The following is a 14979-nucleotide window of genomic DNA, read 5'->3' on the forward strand; positions in this document are numbered from 1 at the left end:
TGTTGGTGCTTGTTAAAGCAGTGTTGATGTTTCTAGTTGTGCCGCGGTGTGTGACCGGGCCAGGTTACCCCTTGGCGGCCTGGCGATCACCGCTCGGTTCGGAACAAGCTCACTCGCCCGTCGCCTTCGCGATGATCTCCTTCGACACGTTCGACGGAACTTCCGCGTACGAGTCGAACACCATGGAGTAGTTCGCCCGGCCTTGAGTCTTGGACCGCAGGTCGCCGACGTAGCCGAACATCTCCGACAGCGGCACGTGCGCCCGAACGACGCGCGCACCAGCCCGCTCCTCCATGGCCTGAATCTGGCCACGGCGGGAGTTCAGGTCGCCGATCACGTCACCCATGTAGTCCTCGGGTGTGGTCACTTCGACCGCCATGATCGGCTCGAGGATCACCGGCTGGGCTTGCTGCGCAGCCTTTTTCAGCACCTGTGAACCCGCGATCTTGAACGCCATTTCCGAGGAGTCCACCTCGTGGTAGGCGCCGTCAAGCAAGGTGACCTTCACGTTGACCAGCGGGTAGCCGGCCAGCACGCCGTACTGCATCGCGTCCTGCGCACCGGCATCCACCGAGGGGATGTACTCACGCGGGATGCGGCCACCGGTGACCTTGTTCTCGAACTCGTAGGTCGCACCGTCTTCGCCGACGAAGGGCTCGAGGTTGATCAGCACCTTGGCGAACTGGCCCGAACCACCCGTCTGCTTCTTGTGGGTGAACTCGACCTTCTCCGCCATCCGCTTGATGGTCTCCTTGTAGGCCACCTGCGGCTTGCCGACGTTCGCCTCGACCTTGAACTCGCGGCGCATCCGGTCCACCAGAATGTCCAGGTGCAGCTCGCCCATGCCGCCGATCACGGTCTGGCCGGTCTCGGAGTCCTGGTGCACCTTGAACGTCGGGTCCTCTTCGGCGAGCTTCTGGATCGACAGCGACAGCTTCTCCTGGTCGCTCTTCGTCTTCGGCTCGATGGCCACCTCGATGACCGGGTCGGGGAAGGTCATGGACTCCAGTACGACCTGGTCGTTCGGGTCGCTCAGGGTGTCACCCGTGGTGGTGTCCTTCAGGCCGATCACCGCATAGATGTGACCCGCGGACGCGGTCTCGACGGGATTCTCCTTGTTGGAGTGCATCTGGAACAGCTTGCCCAGCCGCTCCTTCTTACCCTTGGTGGCGTTGATGACCTGGCTGCCCGAATCGACCTTGCCGGAATACACCCGGACGTAGGTCAGCTTCCCGAAGAACGGGTGGGTGGCGACCTTGAAGGCCAGCGCGGAGAAGGGCTCGTCGGTCGACGGCTTGCGGATGATCTCCACATCTTCCTTGCCCGGCGCGTGGCCGACGGCCGCCGGCACGTCCAGCGGCGAGGGCAGGTAATCGATGACCGCGTCCAGCATCGGCTGCACGCCCTTGTTCTTGAACGCGCTACCGCACAGCACCAGGTAGGCCTCGGAGTTGATGGTCAGCTTGCGCAGCGCACCCTTGATCTCCGCGACAGACAGCGCCTCGCCGCCGACGTACTTCTCCAGCAGCGCCTCGTCGGTTTCCGCAACGGCCTCGAGCAGCTTGGTGCGGTACTCGTCCGCCTTCTCCTGAAGTTCCGCCGGGATGTCGATGGTTTCGTAGGTCTCGCCCAGCTTGGTCTCGCCGCGCCACACCTTGGCCTTCATCTCGACCAGGTCGACGACGCCTTCGAAGTCGCCCTCGGAGCCGACGGGCAGCTGGATCGGGATGACGTTGGCGCCCAGCCGGTCTTCCATCGTCTTCACCGAGAAGTAGAAGTCGGCACCGATCTTGTCCATCTTGTTGACGAAGCAGATCCGCGGGACGTCGTACTTGTCGGCCTGGCGCCACACCTGCTCAGACTGCGGCTCGACCCCCTCCTTGCCGTCGAAGACGGCAACGGCACCGTCGAGCACGCGCAGGCTGCGCTCCACCTCGACGGTGAAGTCGACGTGGCCCGGGGTGTCGATGATGTTGATCTGGTTGTCGTTCCAGAAGCAGGTGGTGGCGGCGGAGGTGATGGTGATCCCCCGCTCCTGCTCCTGCTCCATCCAGTCCATGGTGGCGGCGCCGTCGTGCACCTCACCGATCTTGTAGCTGATACCGGTGTAGTAGAGGATCCGCTCGGTCGTCGTGGTCTTGCCGGCGTCGATGTGCGCCATGATGCCGATATTGCGGACCTTGGTCAGGTCGGTCAGCACGTCCTTCTGTGCCACAGAAGTCTTCCCACTCTTTCGATTGCTCGGTTAATTCGCTGTCTTACGTCGCCGCGGCGACTCCGTCTTCGGAGCCTGGCTCGGCTCCTACCAGCGATAGTGCGCAAAGGCGCGGTTGGCCTCCGCCATCTTGTGGGTGTCCTCGCGTCGCTTGACGGCGGCACCCAGGCCATTGCTGGCGTCGAGGATCTCGTTGGCCAGGCGCTCGACCATCGTCTTCTCCCGACGAGCCTTGCTGAAGCTGACCAGCCAGCGCAGGGCCAGCGTCACGGACCGTTCGGGACGAACCTCGACCGGCACCTGGTAGGTCGCACCACCAACGCGGCGGCTGCGCACCTCGAGGGCCGGCTTGACGTTGTCGAGAGCGCGCTTGAGCGTGATCACCGGGTCGGTGCCGGTCTTATCGCGGGCTTGTTCGAGCGCACCATAAACAATGCGCTCGGCCAGGGATTTCTTCCCGTCCAGCAGAACCTTGTTGACCAGCTGCGTCACCAGCTGCGACCCGTAGACCGGGTCGTTGACCAGCGGCCGCTTCGGTGCGGGCCCCTTGCGCGGCATTAGCTCTTCTCCTTCTTGGCGCCGTAGCGGCTACGCGCCTGCTTGCGGTTCTTGACGCCCTGGGTGTCAAGCGAGCCGCGGATGATCTTGTACCGCACACCCGGCAGGTCCTTCACACGACCGCCGCGCACCAGCACCATCGAGTGCTCCTGCAGGTTGTGGCCCTCACCCGGGATGTAGGCGGTGACCTCGACCTGGCTGGTCAGCTTCACACGCGCGACCTTCCGAAGCGCCGAGTTCGGCTTCTTCGGGGTAGTGGTGTACACGCGAGTGCATACGCCACGGCGCTGCGGGCTGCCCTTCAGGGCCGCGGTTTTGACCTTGGCGATCTTGTCGCGGCGACCCTTGCGGACCAGCTGGTTGATGGTTGGCATGTACCGGCTTTCTGTGTTCTAGGTCTTGCTAGCTGTCTCAAAGTCTCTGTACTGCAGTTATGCCCTGCCGTCGTACCCCGCGGCCGGGTGTGTCGCATGCGCTCGGCACCGGGCCCATCCGTTACGTCGGAGACATGCGAATTCGCCCGGCATCCACTTCCTTACGTCAGGCGCCGTAAGCCGCCAGGCACGAGCCACCACAATACCCGGCGCTGGTCGCGCAGGTCAAAGCGGCCGCTGGACGCTGGGTCACCGGCTCCCGCGCGTCTGCGGCCGGGGTCAGCCCGGGCCGGTGCCCTGCGGGGCGGTGCGCCGGTCCAGGCCCGTGGCCAGCCGCAACACCATGTCGGAGAACAACGCATCGGTGTCGATGTCGTCCATCACGCCGGTCATTTCCAGCAGCACGAACCCGTGCAGCGCCGACCAGAACTCCAGCGCGGCGAAAAAGGCCTGCTCTCCGTCGAGGCCGTAGGAGGACAGCACGGAGATCACCGGCGCGGCCGCGCCCCGGGTGGCCGCGGCGTACTCGGGATCGTCGCCGCCCAGCGGCATCCGCGTGAACGCCGAATACCGACCCGGGTGGTGGTGCGCGTAGCTACGGTAGGCGCCTGCCATCATCAGCACCGCGTCGTCGCGGGCGCGGCCCTCCCCGACCCGGTTGAGCATCATGATGATGTCGTCGATGACGCGGATCCGCACGGCGCGGCGCAGGTCTTCCAGGCTGTCGACGTGGTTGTACAGCGACGGGCCCTTGGTCCCCAGCTGCATGGCCAGCGCGTTGATGGTCAGCGAATCCCAGCCCTCGCGGTCCAGGAAGGTCAGCGCGCCGTCGACGATGCCGTCACGGCTCAGCTTGGCGGGACGGGACGGGGATCTGCCCGCGCGCTGGCGGCCGCCCGCCGGCGGTTCCGGCCGAGCTGCCATGGCGATCGCCCTTCGATTGCGGGACCCGGGTACAGGTCAACTAATGACTCTAGTTGACGCACGTGCGAACCTACTCCGGCGGCCGCGGAGTTTCGGCGCGATCGGCGTGGAGAAAAAAGTTCTGCCATCGGGCGGCCAAATGCACGTAATCTCTTTCCAGGCTCAATTGAGCAAATCACCCGTCGCGAGGGGGCCCGCAATGAAGTGGACGGCCATCACCGGGTCGCTGGCTACCTGTCTCATCACAATCATCGCCGCCCCGGCACCGCTCGCCTTCGCCAAGAACGGCGACACCCACATCATCGCCGAGGACACCGAGCAGGTGGTCGACTGCGGCGATGCCACGCTGATCGTCAACGGCACGGGAAACACCATCACCGCCCTGGGCAACTGCTACGCGGTGACCGTGATGGGCTCGAACAACACCATCGTGGCCGACTCGGTTTCCCACGACATCACCGTCTACGGCTACGACCAGGCGGTATTCTACAAGAACGGCTCGCCGATCCTCTGGGACCGCGGCCGTGAGCTGGGCATGACGAATCGGCTTCAGCACGTCGGGAGCTGAGCCGCGCCGCGATCGCAGTTACCGTCCACCACAGGGAATCGAGGAACGTTGCGCGCCAACATGATTGACCGCTCCCCCAGACTGTCCGCAATCGTGTTGGCCCCGGCGATCGCCGCCGTGGCGCTGGCCGGCTGCAGTTCGACGGCCAACCCGCCGGGTGGCACCACGACAACGACGACGACCACCACGACCAGCGCCGCGGCCGCGTCGACCACGGGCAGCCCGAGCACCACCGCGTCCGTCGAGATCGGCAACACCCTGAACTACGGGTCGATGGGGACCACCACCACCCTCGACTGCGCCACCGGGAAGTCGGTGAACGTCGCGGGTTCGGACAACACCCTGACCATCACCGGCACCTGCGCGACCGCGTCCATCGGCGGCACCAACAACAAGATCACCTTCGACAAGGTCGAAACACGCATCACGGTGCTGGGTTTGAACAACACCATCACCTATAAGGACGGCGACCCCAAGGTGGACAACCTCGGCTCGGGCAACACCATCAACAAGGGAAGCTGACCGGCGGTTGTCGAGCTAGCCCGCTGGCGCGCCGTGGCGGCCGGCGCCGGCGGCGAACCGTCCCGCCCCCTCGTTGGCCTCGGCGGCAACCCTCGAGATGCTGGCGAACTCGAAATCGATCGCCTCGGCCTCCGGCAACCCCCACTGCTGCAGCGCCGATAGTCGATCCGAGCGCAGGCACTGCTGCGGCAGCGCGGCCAATTCGGCCGCCAACGCCTCGGCCGCCGCACGGGCCTGGCCCTTGGGTACCACCCGGTTAGCCAATCCCATCGCCAGCGCTTCGTCGGCGGCCACCGCGCGTCCGGTGAGAATCATGTCCATCGCCCGGCTCTGCCCGATCAGCCGCGGCAGCCGCACCGTGCCGCCGTCGATCAGCGGCACTCCCCAGCGCCGGCAGAACACGCCGAATACGGCGTCTTCCTCGGCCACGCGCAGGTCACACCAGATGGCCAGCTCCAGTCCGCCAGCCACCGCATAGCCGCTCACCGCCGCGATCACCGGCTTCGACAGCACCATGCGGGACGGGCCCATCGGCCCCGGCCCGGTCCGATGCACAACGTTTGCGTCCGTCGTGCCGAAGGCTTTCAAATCGGCTCCCGCACAGAAGGTTCCGTTATCACCCCACAGCACCGCGACCGAAGCGGAATCGTCACGGTCGAAGGCTTCGAACGCCTCGCACAGCGCGGCCGCCGTCGGGCCGTTGACGGCGTTACGCGCGCCGGGCCGGTCCAGGATCACCGTGGTCACCGGACCCTCGCGTTCCACACGCACGGGCTCGTTCATGTCGCCTCCAGGAGTTGGGATAGGTCGCGTCGTTGCGCCAATTCAGTGGCGAAGTCGTGATAGGTATCGCGCAGCCCGGGGCCGGGCCACTCGGCGGGCAGCAATTCGGCCGGCAGCATCGGATCGGTGAGCAGGTGGCGCACTATCGCCGCGGCGACCAGGAACCGGCCCGGAATATCCGGGGCCCCAGCCATTTCCGCGAGCAGCCGGTGTCCGGTATCGGCCCACTCGGGCAGGTCCCACAGCTGGCCGGCCAGTTCGGCGGGGGCGTCGTCGTGGGCGCTCAATAGCCGCACCCGCTGCCGCACCTCGGGCTCCAGCTCGAGGTCCAGGTTATCGGGCCGCATCCAGACGCCCTCGCGCAGCTCACCGAAACGCTTGTTGTGCATAGTCGTTCGCAGCGTCGCGCGGGTGCGGGCATCGGTGCCCACACTGGTGACGATCACGACGTGCCAGGATCCGTGCCAGTCCCGGGTGCGCGGGCGCATCGCGTCGTCCTGGCGGCGCTGGCGAGCCAGCAGCCGATCCGACAGCCGGTAGCCGTCGTCGGAACGAATCAGGTCCCCAACGCTGACCATGCGGGTCAGCGCGACCCTTAGGGTTGTCTCCTTGATACCGAAATCGGTTGTCAGACGGATTAATTCGCTAGCGCTGGCCCACGCCGGGTGTGCGCCCAGCAGCACGCTCAGCACCACCGACCGCGCTGTCATATCCGGCATGCGCTAGACCTCGGAGGCCCGCCGGCCGTGGTCGCCGAATGGCTCGTCGCGATGGCGCACCGCCTCACGGAAGCCGTGCTCGACCGAGTCGGCGACGAACGCGTGCCCCTCGGGTGTATGGCGGGCGACGCCGTCGAACACGGTGCTGACCATCCTGCTGGTGGCCACACCCTGTTGCAGCAGAGCCGAATTCAGCGCGAGCTTGATCATGATCAGCTGGTTCACCGGCACCGCCGCGATCCGCTGCACGAGTCGCTCGGTGCGCTCGTCGAGGTCTTTGGGATCGGGCGCCTCGACGGCCAGACCCCACTCGGCAGCCTGCGCGCCGGTGATGGAGTCGCCGGTGAACAGCAGGCGCTTGGCGCGTTGGTCGCCGAGGCGGTGGGCCCACAGGCCCGCCGCCGGCACCCCCCACACCCGGGTCGGCGGGTAGCCGATCTTGGCGTCCGCGGCGGCGATCACCTGGTCGGCATGCAAGGCGATGTCGGTGCCGCCGGCCACGCAGTAGCCGTGAATCTTGACCACCGTTGGCTTGTCGGCGTGCATCAGGCTGGAGAAGCCGCGCACGAATCGGCTCATCATCTGGTAGTCGATCATCGGATCCCAGGGCTGATCCGGCATGTGGTTGATGCCCTGCGTCTTGCCGTCCAGCACGGTGCCCGCGTACGCGCCGGTGCCGCCGGCCGATCCGGTGCGGTCGGCGTAGGCGGACAGGTCGAAACCCGCGCAGAATCCCTCGCCGCGGCCCGACACCAGGATGACGTGCACTCCCGGGTCGAGGTCGGCACGCTCCACCAACGCCGAGAGCTCCAGCGGGGTGTCCGCGACGATCGCGTTGCCCTTCTCCGGCCGGTTGAACGTGATGCGCGCGACTCGGTCGGTGACCTCGTAGGTCATCGTCTTGAGGTTGTCGAAGTCGACCGGCCTGATGGCGTGAGTCATGTTGGGGTTCAGCCCTTTACCAGGACTCGTTCCAGAATGGGCGCCAGGTCGAGCCCGGTCGGCATGGTGCCGAACGCGCCGCCCCACTGGCCGCCCAGCCTGGTCGCGAGGAAGGCCTCGGCGACGGCGGGGTGACCGTGGCGCAGCAGCAGCGAGCCCTGCAGCGCCAGGCAGATGTCCTCGGCGACCTTGCGGGCCCGGTAGGCGATGGCGTCCAGGTCGGCCAGGTCTTGCCGCAGCCGCTCGACGTGGCCGCCCAGCCGCGGGTCCTGGGTCGCGCTCTCGGAAAGCTCCGCGAACAGCACCTCGACACATTCCGGGCGAGTTGCCATGGCGCGCAAGGTATCCAGGGCGCTGACGTTGCCAGAGCCCTCCCAGATTCCCATCAGCGGGGCCTCGCGGTACAACCGCGGCATGCCGGACTCCTCGACGTAACCGTTGCCGCCCAAGCATTCCAGCGCCTCGGCGGCGTGCGGGGTGGCGCGCTTGCACACCCAGTACTTGCTGGCTGCCAAGCCGATGCGGCGCAGCAGCGTTTCCTTCTCGTCGCCACGCAACGCCTTGTCGGTGGCGCCGGCCATCCGCATCGCGACGATCGTGGCGGCTTCGGCCTCGACGGCCAGGTCGGCCAGCACGTTGCGCATCAGCGGCTGGTCAATCAGATAGGCGCCGAACGCCTTTCGATGCTGGGTGTGGTGGATGGCGCGGGTCAGGCCGGTACGCATGCTGGTGGCGCTGCCCAGGGCGCAGTCCAGGCGGGTCAGGTTCACCATTTCGATGATGGTCGGGACGCCGCGCCCCTCCTCGCCCACCAGCCACGCGATGGCGCCGTCGTATTCGACCTCACTCGAGGCGTTGGCGTGGTTGCCGAGCTTGTCCTTCAAGCGCTGCAGGAACATTCGGTTGCGGCTGCCGTCGGGCAGCACCCGCGGCAGCATGAAGCACGACAGCCCGCCCGGGGCCTGGGCGAGCACCAGGAAGATGTCGCACATCGGCGCCGAGGTGAACCACTTGTGACCGGTCAGGCTGTAGCTGCCGTCGCCGTTTGGAGTGGCCTGCGTGGTGCCGGCCCGTACGTCGGACCCACCCTGCTTCTCGGTCATCGACATACCCGCGGTGATGCCGGCCTTCGTGGTGGCCAGCTTGAGCTCCGGGTCGTACTCGCGGCTGGTCAGCAGCGGCTCGTACACCGCGGCCAGCTCGGGGTTGTAGCGCAGGGCCGGGACGACGGCGTAGGTCATCGAGATCGGGCAGACGTGCCCAGGCTCCACCGTCCACGCCGAAGTCTTGGCGGCCCGCACCACGTGCGCGCCCGGTCGGTCGTCGGCCCACGGCGCGGCGTGCATGCCGTGCGCGATCGCCGCACGCATCAGCTCGTGGTACGCCGGATCGAATTCGACCTCGTCGACGCGGTGCCCGGTGCGGTCGTGGGTGTGCAGGATGGGCTGGTTACGGTCCGCAAGCTCGCCCCAGCGCTGCGCTTCGTGACTGGCCGACAGCGCCCCCACGGCGTGGACCTCTTCCAGCCCCCACTCCCCGCCCTCCCGGATCAGGGCCTCGAGCAGCATCGGCGAGGTGGCGGGGTTGTGGTTCTCCAGCTGCGGAACCTGGTTGGTGACGACGTGCGTGTCTGACATGCCACTCATATTACATTTTCCCGACAACCGCACAAGAGGTGTAACACTAACGCGCGTGTGTCGCGAAGAACTGCCATAGCGTCTGCGCCGCCCACGACGGCCAGTCGTGGCCGCCCTGATCGATCGTGATCAGCACGACGCCCCGGTTGTCGGCGCACCCGGCGGTCGAGGTGGTGACCGGCCCGTCCGTCGTCGCGGCCGGCGCCCCGCATTGGTCGACCCTGCGCCAGAACGCATTCACGTCCGGAATCGGTGGGCCGTCGATCACGCTGTACCCCGGGCCGCCGCCGTACGGCACGAGATGATCAGCGGTCCCGTGGATGTGCATGACCGACGTCGGCCGCGGAGACGGACACGCGTTCAGCTGGACACCGGCGACCGGCCCGATCGCCGCGAAGATGTCGGTGGTGCATGCCAGCGTGTAGGACATGATGCCGCCGTTGCTCATGCCGGTGGCGTAGACCCGCGCGGGGTCGATGCCGACGTGGCGGGAGATGTCGTCGACGACCGCGCGGATGAAGCCCACGTCGTCGACGCCGTCTCGGCCCGCGCGCCCGCAGCAGGTCTGCCCGTCGACGTTCCAGGCGTTCCCGAGGCCATCCGGGTAGGCCACCACGAATTTAGTGGGGTCGGCCACATCGTCCCAGTGGAAGTCCGTTTCGACCTGTGCGGCACTGCCCGTCACCCCGTGCATCACCAGCACCAGCGGGGCCGAACCCGGAAGGCCGTCGGGCAGATGCAGGCGATAGCTGCGTTCGTGCCCACCCACGGTGAGGTGGTGGAGGCTGGTGCCCTTGACGAAGCCCGATGGCATCGTCGAGCAACCCGCCACGACGAGCGCCAACCCGAGTAACGCGGCGAGCCGTCCGAGCATAGGCCCGCAATCAGCCCTTCGTCTTTTCCCGCAGGAAGGCGATGTCGTCTTTGCGCCCCACGTCCGCCGTTTCGCAAACCACGGGCGCCCCAGCGGATTTCACGGCCGCGACCAACAAGTCGGGGTCGATCTGGCCGGTGCCCAGGTTGGCGTGGCGGTCGCGGCCCGAGCCGGCCTCGTCCTTGGAATCGTTGCAGTGCACCAGGTCGATGCGCCCGGTGATGGCCTTGATGCGGGCCACCGCGTCGATCATCGCCTCACCCGCCGCCCACGTGTGGCACGTGTCCAGGCAGAAGCCAATCCCGGTGTCGCCGATGACATCCCAGAGCCGGCCGATGATGTCGAAGCGCCGCGCCATCGCGTGGTCGCCGCCGGCGGTGTTCTCCAGATACACCGGGACGGTGGTCTCCAGCTGGTCGAGCGCCTTGCGCCAGCGGACGAAACCCTCGTCCAGGTCGTTGTCGTCGGCGACGTGCCCGCCGTGCACGATGACCGCCGCGGCACCGATGTCGGCGGCCGCGTCGCACGTCTGCTGCAGGATCTTGCGCGACGGGATCCGCACCTTGTTGTTCGCCGACGCGACGTTGATCAGGTAGGGCGCGTGCACATAGATCGGCAGCGCCGCGGCCTTCAGCACGTCGGCATCCTCCCGGGGCTTGGGCGCCTTCCAGCTCTGCGGGTTGCCGAGGAAGATCTGTACCAGGTCGGCGCCCTCGGCGGCCGCGGCCGCCAGCGGGTCCTGCGGACTGACGTGTGAACCGATAAGCACGTGGGCCAGTGTAGTGAGGGCCCCCGACGGCCCGTGGTGGCGCCGAGCGTGAAGCTAGCCGCACACTCGGCGCACGAAAAAGCCCCGGGTGAAAACCCGGGGCTTTTTCGATTGTTGACTAGCGGTAGTCGCTGTAGCCGTAGTCGTCCAGCGGAACCGCGGCTCCGGTCGCCTGGCCGAAGTCCGGGCTGTAGTACTGATCCTCGTAGGACGGGATCGTGTACGCCGCAGCGCGGGCTTCCTCGGTCGGCTGCACCTGGATGTTGCGGTACCGGTTGATACCGGTACCGGCCGGGATCAGCTTTCCGATGATCACGTTCTCCTTCAGACCCTGCAGCTTGTCGCTGCGGCAGTTGATCGCCGCATCGGTCAGCACCCGCGTGGTCTCCTGGAACGACGCCGCACTCAGCCACGAGTCGGTGGCCAGCGACGCCTTCGTGATACCCATCAGCACCGGCCGGCCGGCGGCGGGCTCGCCGCCCTCGGCCACCACCCGGCGGTTCTCCGCCTCGAAACCAGCACGCTCGATCAACGAGCCGGGCAGGAACTCCGTAGCGCCCGAGTCGATGATGGTGACGCGCCGCAGCATCTGGCGAACGATCACCTCGATGTGCTTGTCGTGGATGGACACACCCTGAGCGCGGTAGACCTCTTGAGTCTCCCGAACCAGGTGGATCTGCACCTGGCGGGGGCCCTGCACACGCAGCACCTCGTGCGGGTCGGCCGAACCTTCCATCAGCTGCTGGCCCACCTCGACGTGGTCGCCGTCGGACAGCACTCGCTCGGAACCGTCTTCGTGCTTGAACACACGCAGCCGCTGCCGCTTGGAGAGCTTGTCGTAGACGACTTCCTCGCCGCCGTCGTCGGGAACGATGGTGATCTTGTAGAAGCGCTCACCATCCTCGAGCTGAATCCGCCCGGTGACGTCGGCGATCGGCGCCTTACCGCGCGGAACCCGCGCCTCGAACAGCTCCTGCACACGGGGCAGACCGCCGGTGATGTCCTCACCGACACCACCCTGGTGGAAGGTGCGCATCGTCAGCTGCGTGCCGGGCTCACCGATGGACTGGGCCGCCACGATACCGACGGCCTCGCCGATGTCGACCAGCTTGCCGGTGGCCATCGACCGCCCGTAGCACGTCGCGCACACACCGGTGCCGGTCGTACACGTCAGCACCGAGCGCACCTTGACCTGCGTGATGCCCGCTGCAAGCAGAGCGTCGATCGACGGGTCACCCAGGTCCTCGCCACGCGCGACGACGACCTTGCCCTTCTCGTCGACCGCGTCGGCTCCCAAAGTCCGCGCGTACGCCGAGGTTTCGATGTACGGGTCACGGATCAGCGTGCCGTCGGCCTGACGCTCGGCCAGCTCGACGACGATGCCGCGCTCGGTCTCACAGTCGTGCTCACGGACGATGACGTCCTGCGACACGTCCACCAGGCGACGGGTCAGGTAACCCGAGTCGGCGGTACGCAACGCGGTGTCCGCCAAGCCCTTTCGAGCGCCGTGCGTGTTGATGAAGTACTCAAGCACGGTCAGGCCCTCGCGGAACGAAGACTTGATCGGACGCGGGATGAACTCCCCCTTCGGGTTGGTCACCAGGCCCTTCATGCCGGCCAGCGTTCGGGTCTGGGTGAAGTTACCCGTGGCACCGGACTCGACGATCGTGATGATCGGGTTGTCGCTGGGGTAGTGCTCGCGGAGCGCATGACCGACCTCGTCGGTGGCTTCTTTCCAGATCTCCACCAGCGCCTCGTTGCGCTCCTCGCGGTTCAAAGCCCCACGCTGGAACTGCTTTTCGACCTTGTCGGCCCGGTCCTCGTAGTGGTCGAGGATCTCCTTCTTGCGCGGCGGGACGAGCACGTCGGCCATCGAGACCGTGACGCCGCTGCGGGTCGCCCAGTAGAAACCGGCGTCCTTCAGCTTGTCGACGGTCTGCGCGACCACGATCATCGGGTAGCGCTCGGCCAGATCGTTGATGATCGCGGCCTGCACCTTCTTGTGCATCTGCTTGTTCACGAACGCGTAGCCCAGCGGCAGCAGCTCGTTGAACAGCACCCGGCCCAGCGTGGTGTCGGCCAACCAGGCATCGCCCGGCCGCCAACCGTTGACACCGAACAGCTCGGCCTCGATCTCGGCCGGCGGACGCAGTTGCGTCAGCCGCACCTTGATCTTTGCCCGCACCGACAGCGCACCGCGGTCCGACGCCATGATCGCCTCGGCCGGCGAGGAGTACACGCCAACCTCCGGTTGATCCTTGGCGGCCGGCTGGTATTCACCGTCGGCGCCGTCGATCTCGGTGGTCAGGTAGTACAGCCCGGTCACCATGTCCAGACGCGGCATGGCCAGCGGCCGGCCCGACGCGGGCGACAGGATGTTGTTGGAAGACAGCATCAGGATGCGGGCCTCGGCCTGCGCCTCGGCGCTCAGCGGCAGGTGCACTGCCATCTGGTCACCGTCGAAGTCGGCGTTGAACGCCTCACACACCAGCGGGTGCAGCTGAATGGCCTTGCCCTCCACCAGCATTGGCTCGAAGGCCTGGATGCCTAGCCGGTGCAGGGTGGGCGCGCGGTTCAGCAGCACCGGGTGCTCGGCGATGACCTCTTCGAGCACGTCCCACACCTGCGGACGCTGACGCTCCACCATGCGCTTGGCGCTCTTGATGTTCTGCGCGTGGTTGAGGTCGACCAGTCGCTTCATCACGAACGGCTTGAACAGCTCCAGCGCCATCAGCTTGGGCAGACCGCACTGGTGCAGCTTGAGCTGCGGGCCGACCACGATGACCGAACGGCCCGAGTAGTCGACACGCTTACCGAGCAGGTTCTGACGGAACCGGCCCTGCTTACCCTTGAGCAGATCCGACAGCGACTTCAGCGGACGGTTGCCCGGCCCGGTGACCGGACGCCCACGACGGCCGTTGTCGAACAGCGCGTCGACGGACTCCTGCAGCATCCGCTTCTCGTTGTTGACGATGATCTCGGGGGCGCCGAGGTCGATCAGCCTCTTTAGCCGGTTGTTGCGGTTGATCACGCGCCGGTACAGGTCGTTGAGGTCGGAGGTCGCGAACCGGCCACCGTCGAGCTGCACCATCGGGCGCAGCTCCGGCGGGATCACCGGAACGGCGTCGAGCACCATGCCCATCGGCGAGTTCCCCGACATCTGGAACGCCGCAACAACTTTGAGACGCTTCAGCGCACGAAGCTTCTTCTGCCCCTTGCCGTTCTTGATGACGTCACGCAGTATCTCGGCCTCGGCGTCGATGTCGAAGGTCTCGATCAGCTTCTGGATCGACTCCGCGCCCATCGCGCCGGTGAAGTACTCGCCATAGCGGTCGATGAGCTCGCGGTACAGGTTCTCGTCGACGATCAGCTGCTTGGGAGACAGCTTGGTGAAGGTGGTCCAGATCTCCTCCAACCGGTCCAGCTCGCGCTGGGCACGGTCACGCATCTGGCGCATCTCGCGCTCACCGCCGTCGCGAACCTTGCGGCGCGCATCGGCTTTGGCTCCCTCGGCCTCGAGCTCGGCCAGGTCGGCCTCCAGCTTCTGGGCGCGGGCTTCCAGGTCGGCGTCGCGCTGGTCCTCAATACCCTTGCGCTCCACCACCATTTCGGCCTCGAGCGTCGAGAGCTCGTTGTGGCGCATCTCGTCGTCGACCGCCGTGATGACGTACGCGGCGAAGTAGATGATCTTCTCGAGATCCTTCGGCGCGAGGTCGAGCAGGTACCCGAGCCGCGACGGCACACCCTTGAAGTACCAGATGTGCGTGACCGGCGCGGCCAACTCGATGTGCCCCATCCGCTCGCGGCGGACCTTGGCGCGAGTCACCTCGACGCCACAGCGCTCACAGATGATGCCCTTGAAGCGGACGCGCTTGTACTTGCCGCAGTAGCACTCCCAGTCGCGAGTCGGTCCGAAGATCTTCTCGCAGAACAGGCCGTCCTTCTCGGGCTTCAGCGTGCGGTAGTTGATCGTCTCCGGCTTCTTGACCTCGCCGTAAGACCATTGCCTGATGTCCTCCGCCGTCGCCAAGCCGATACGGAGTTCATCGAAGAAGTTGACGTCGAGCACGTAACTCCCTTTCCCCTTGCGGGTT

Annotated in this window: 13 protein-coding genes; 2 read left to right on the top strand and 11 right to left on the bottom strand. The window is 66.6% G+C overall.

Going from position 1 to position 14979, the window contains the following annotated elements; translation table 11 throughout:
* Window positions 1-109: 109 nt before the first annotated feature.
* From fusA to MRAB57_RS03440, 4 genes are all read right to left on the bottom strand, one after another.
* Window positions 110-2215: an elongation factor G gene (gene fusA, locus MRAB57_RS03425; RefSeq protein WP_077086306.1), complete on the bottom strand. Its 2106-nt coding sequence runs from the start codon at window positions 2213-2215 to the stop codon at window positions 110-112.
* 87 nt (window positions 2216-2302) lie between these two features.
* Window positions 2303-2773, bottom strand: a complete 471-nt coding sequence (gene rpsG / locus MRAB57_RS03430; RefSeq protein WP_077086307.1) for a 30S ribosomal protein S7 — start codon at window positions 2771-2773, stop codon at window positions 2303-2305.
* On the bottom strand, window positions 2773-3147 hold the full coding sequence (gene rpsL / locus MRAB57_RS03435) for a 30S ribosomal protein S12 (RefSeq protein ID WP_011558401.1): 375 nt from the start codon (window positions 3145-3147) through the stop codon (window positions 2773-2775). Before rpsL ends, rpsG begins: the two co-directional genes overlap by 1 nt.
* Before the next feature lie 279 nt (window positions 3148-3426).
* Entirely contained in the window at window positions 3427-4071 is a 645-nt protein-coding gene (locus MRAB57_RS03440) for a TetR/AcrR family transcriptional regulator (RefSeq protein WP_077086308.1), read from the bottom strand.
* A gap of 199 nt (window positions 4072-4270) precedes the next feature.
* Between MRAB57_RS03440 and MRAB57_RS03445 the strand changes: the two genes are divergently transcribed.
* Window positions 4271-4639, top strand: coding sequence for a DUF3060 domain-containing protein (locus MRAB57_RS03445; protein ID WP_077086309.1), 369 nt, complete (start codon window positions 4271-4273; stop codon window positions 4637-4639).
* Window positions 4640-4699: 60 nt separating this feature from the next.
* Window positions 4700-5161, top strand: a complete 462-nt coding sequence (locus MRAB57_RS03450) for a DUF3060 domain-containing protein (protein WP_077086310.1) — start codon at window positions 4700-4702, stop codon at window positions 5159-5161.
* Window positions 5162-5176: 15 nt separating this feature from the next.
* On the opposite strand, the gene MRAB57_RS03455 is transcribed toward MRAB57_RS03450, so the two are convergent.
* The 7 genes from MRAB57_RS03455 to MRAB57_RS03485 form a co-directional block, all read right to left on the bottom strand.
* Window positions 5177-5944 (bottom strand): crotonase/enoyl-CoA hydratase family protein, encoded by a 768-nt coding sequence (locus MRAB57_RS03455; protein WP_077086311.1) that lies wholly within the window; start codon window positions 5942-5944, stop codon window positions 5177-5179.
* Window positions 5941-6663, bottom strand: coding sequence for a PaaX family transcriptional regulator C-terminal domain-containing protein (locus MRAB57_RS03460; RefSeq protein WP_077086312.1), 723 nt, complete (start codon window positions 6661-6663; stop codon window positions 5941-5943). Before MRAB57_RS03460 ends, MRAB57_RS03455 begins: the two co-directional genes overlap by 4 nt.
* Before the next feature lie 3 nt (window positions 6664-6666).
* Window positions 6667-7605: a crotonase/enoyl-CoA hydratase family protein gene (locus MRAB57_RS03465; RefSeq protein WP_077086313.1), complete on the bottom strand. Its 939-nt coding sequence runs from the start codon at window positions 7603-7605 to the stop codon at window positions 6667-6669.
* Between the two features lie 8 nt (window positions 7606-7613).
* Window positions 7614-9242: an acyl-CoA dehydrogenase family protein gene (locus tag MRAB57_RS03470; protein ID WP_077086314.1), complete on the bottom strand. Its 1629-nt coding sequence runs from the start codon at window positions 9240-9242 to the stop codon at window positions 7614-7616.
* 46 nt (window positions 9243-9288) lie between these two features.
* Entirely contained in the window at window positions 9289-10116 is an 828-nt protein-coding gene (locus MRAB57_RS03475; RefSeq protein WP_077086315.1) for an extracellular catalytic domain type 1 short-chain-length polyhydroxyalkanoate depolymerase, read from the bottom strand.
* A gap of 10 nt (window positions 10117-10126) precedes the next feature.
* Window positions 10127-10885, bottom strand: a complete 759-nt coding sequence (locus MRAB57_RS03480) for a deoxyribonuclease IV (protein WP_077086316.1) — start codon at window positions 10883-10885, stop codon at window positions 10127-10129.
* 118 nt (window positions 10886-11003) lie between these two features.
* A complete protein-coding gene (locus MRAB57_RS03485) occupies window positions 11004-14954 on the bottom strand; it encodes a DNA-directed RNA polymerase subunit beta' (RefSeq protein WP_077086317.1) in 3951 nt (1316 codons plus the stop codon).
* Window positions 14955-14979: the final 25 nt, after the last annotated feature.

The sequence above is a fragment of the Mycobacterium rhizamassiliense genome (assembly GCF_900157375.1).
GTDB classification, from domain to species: domain Bacteria; phylum Actinomycetota; class Actinomycetes; order Mycobacteriales; family Mycobacteriaceae; genus Mycobacterium; species Mycobacterium rhizamassiliense.

Excerpts from the sequence above, each read along its gene's own strand:
- MRAB57_RS03475 (WP_077086315.1), bottom strand. The coding sequence starts at position 10,116 with ATGCTCGGACGGCTCGCCGCGTTACTCGGGTTGGCGCTCGTCGTGGCG.
- MRAB57_RS03460 (WP_077086312.1), bottom strand. The coding sequence starts at position 6,663 with ATGCCGGATATGACAGCGCGGTCGGTGGTGCTGAGCGTGCTGCTGGGC.
- MRAB57_RS03440 (WP_077086308.1), bottom strand. The coding sequence starts at position 4,071 with ATGGCAGCTCGGCCGGAACCGCCGGCGGGCGGCCGCCAGCGCGCGGGC.
- MRAB57_RS03470 (WP_077086314.1), bottom strand. The coding sequence starts at position 9,242 with ATGTCAGACACGCACGTCGTCACCAACCAGGTTCCGCAGCTGGAGAAC.
- MRAB57_RS03445 (WP_077086309.1), top strand. The coding sequence starts at position 4,271 with ATGAAGTGGACGGCCATCACCGGGTCGCTGGCTACCTGTCTCATCACA.
- MRAB57_RS03450 (WP_077086310.1), top strand. The coding sequence starts at position 4,700 with ATGATTGACCGCTCCCCCAGACTGTCCGCAATCGTGTTGGCCCCGGCG.
- MRAB57_RS03455 (WP_077086311.1), bottom strand. The coding sequence starts at position 5,944 with ATGAACGAGCCCGTGCGTGTGGAACGCGAGGGTCCGGTGACCACGGTG.
- rpsL (WP_011558401.1), bottom strand. The coding sequence starts at position 3,147 with ATGCCAACCATCAACCAGCTGGTCCGCAAGGGTCGCCGCGACAAGATC.
- MRAB57_RS03465 (WP_077086313.1), bottom strand. The coding sequence starts at position 7,605 with ATGACTCACGCCATCAGGCCGGTCGACTTCGACAACCTCAAGACGATG.
- rpsG (WP_077086307.1), bottom strand. The coding sequence starts at position 2,773 with ATGCCGCGCAAGGGGCCCGCACCGAAGCGGCCGCTGGTCAACGACCCG.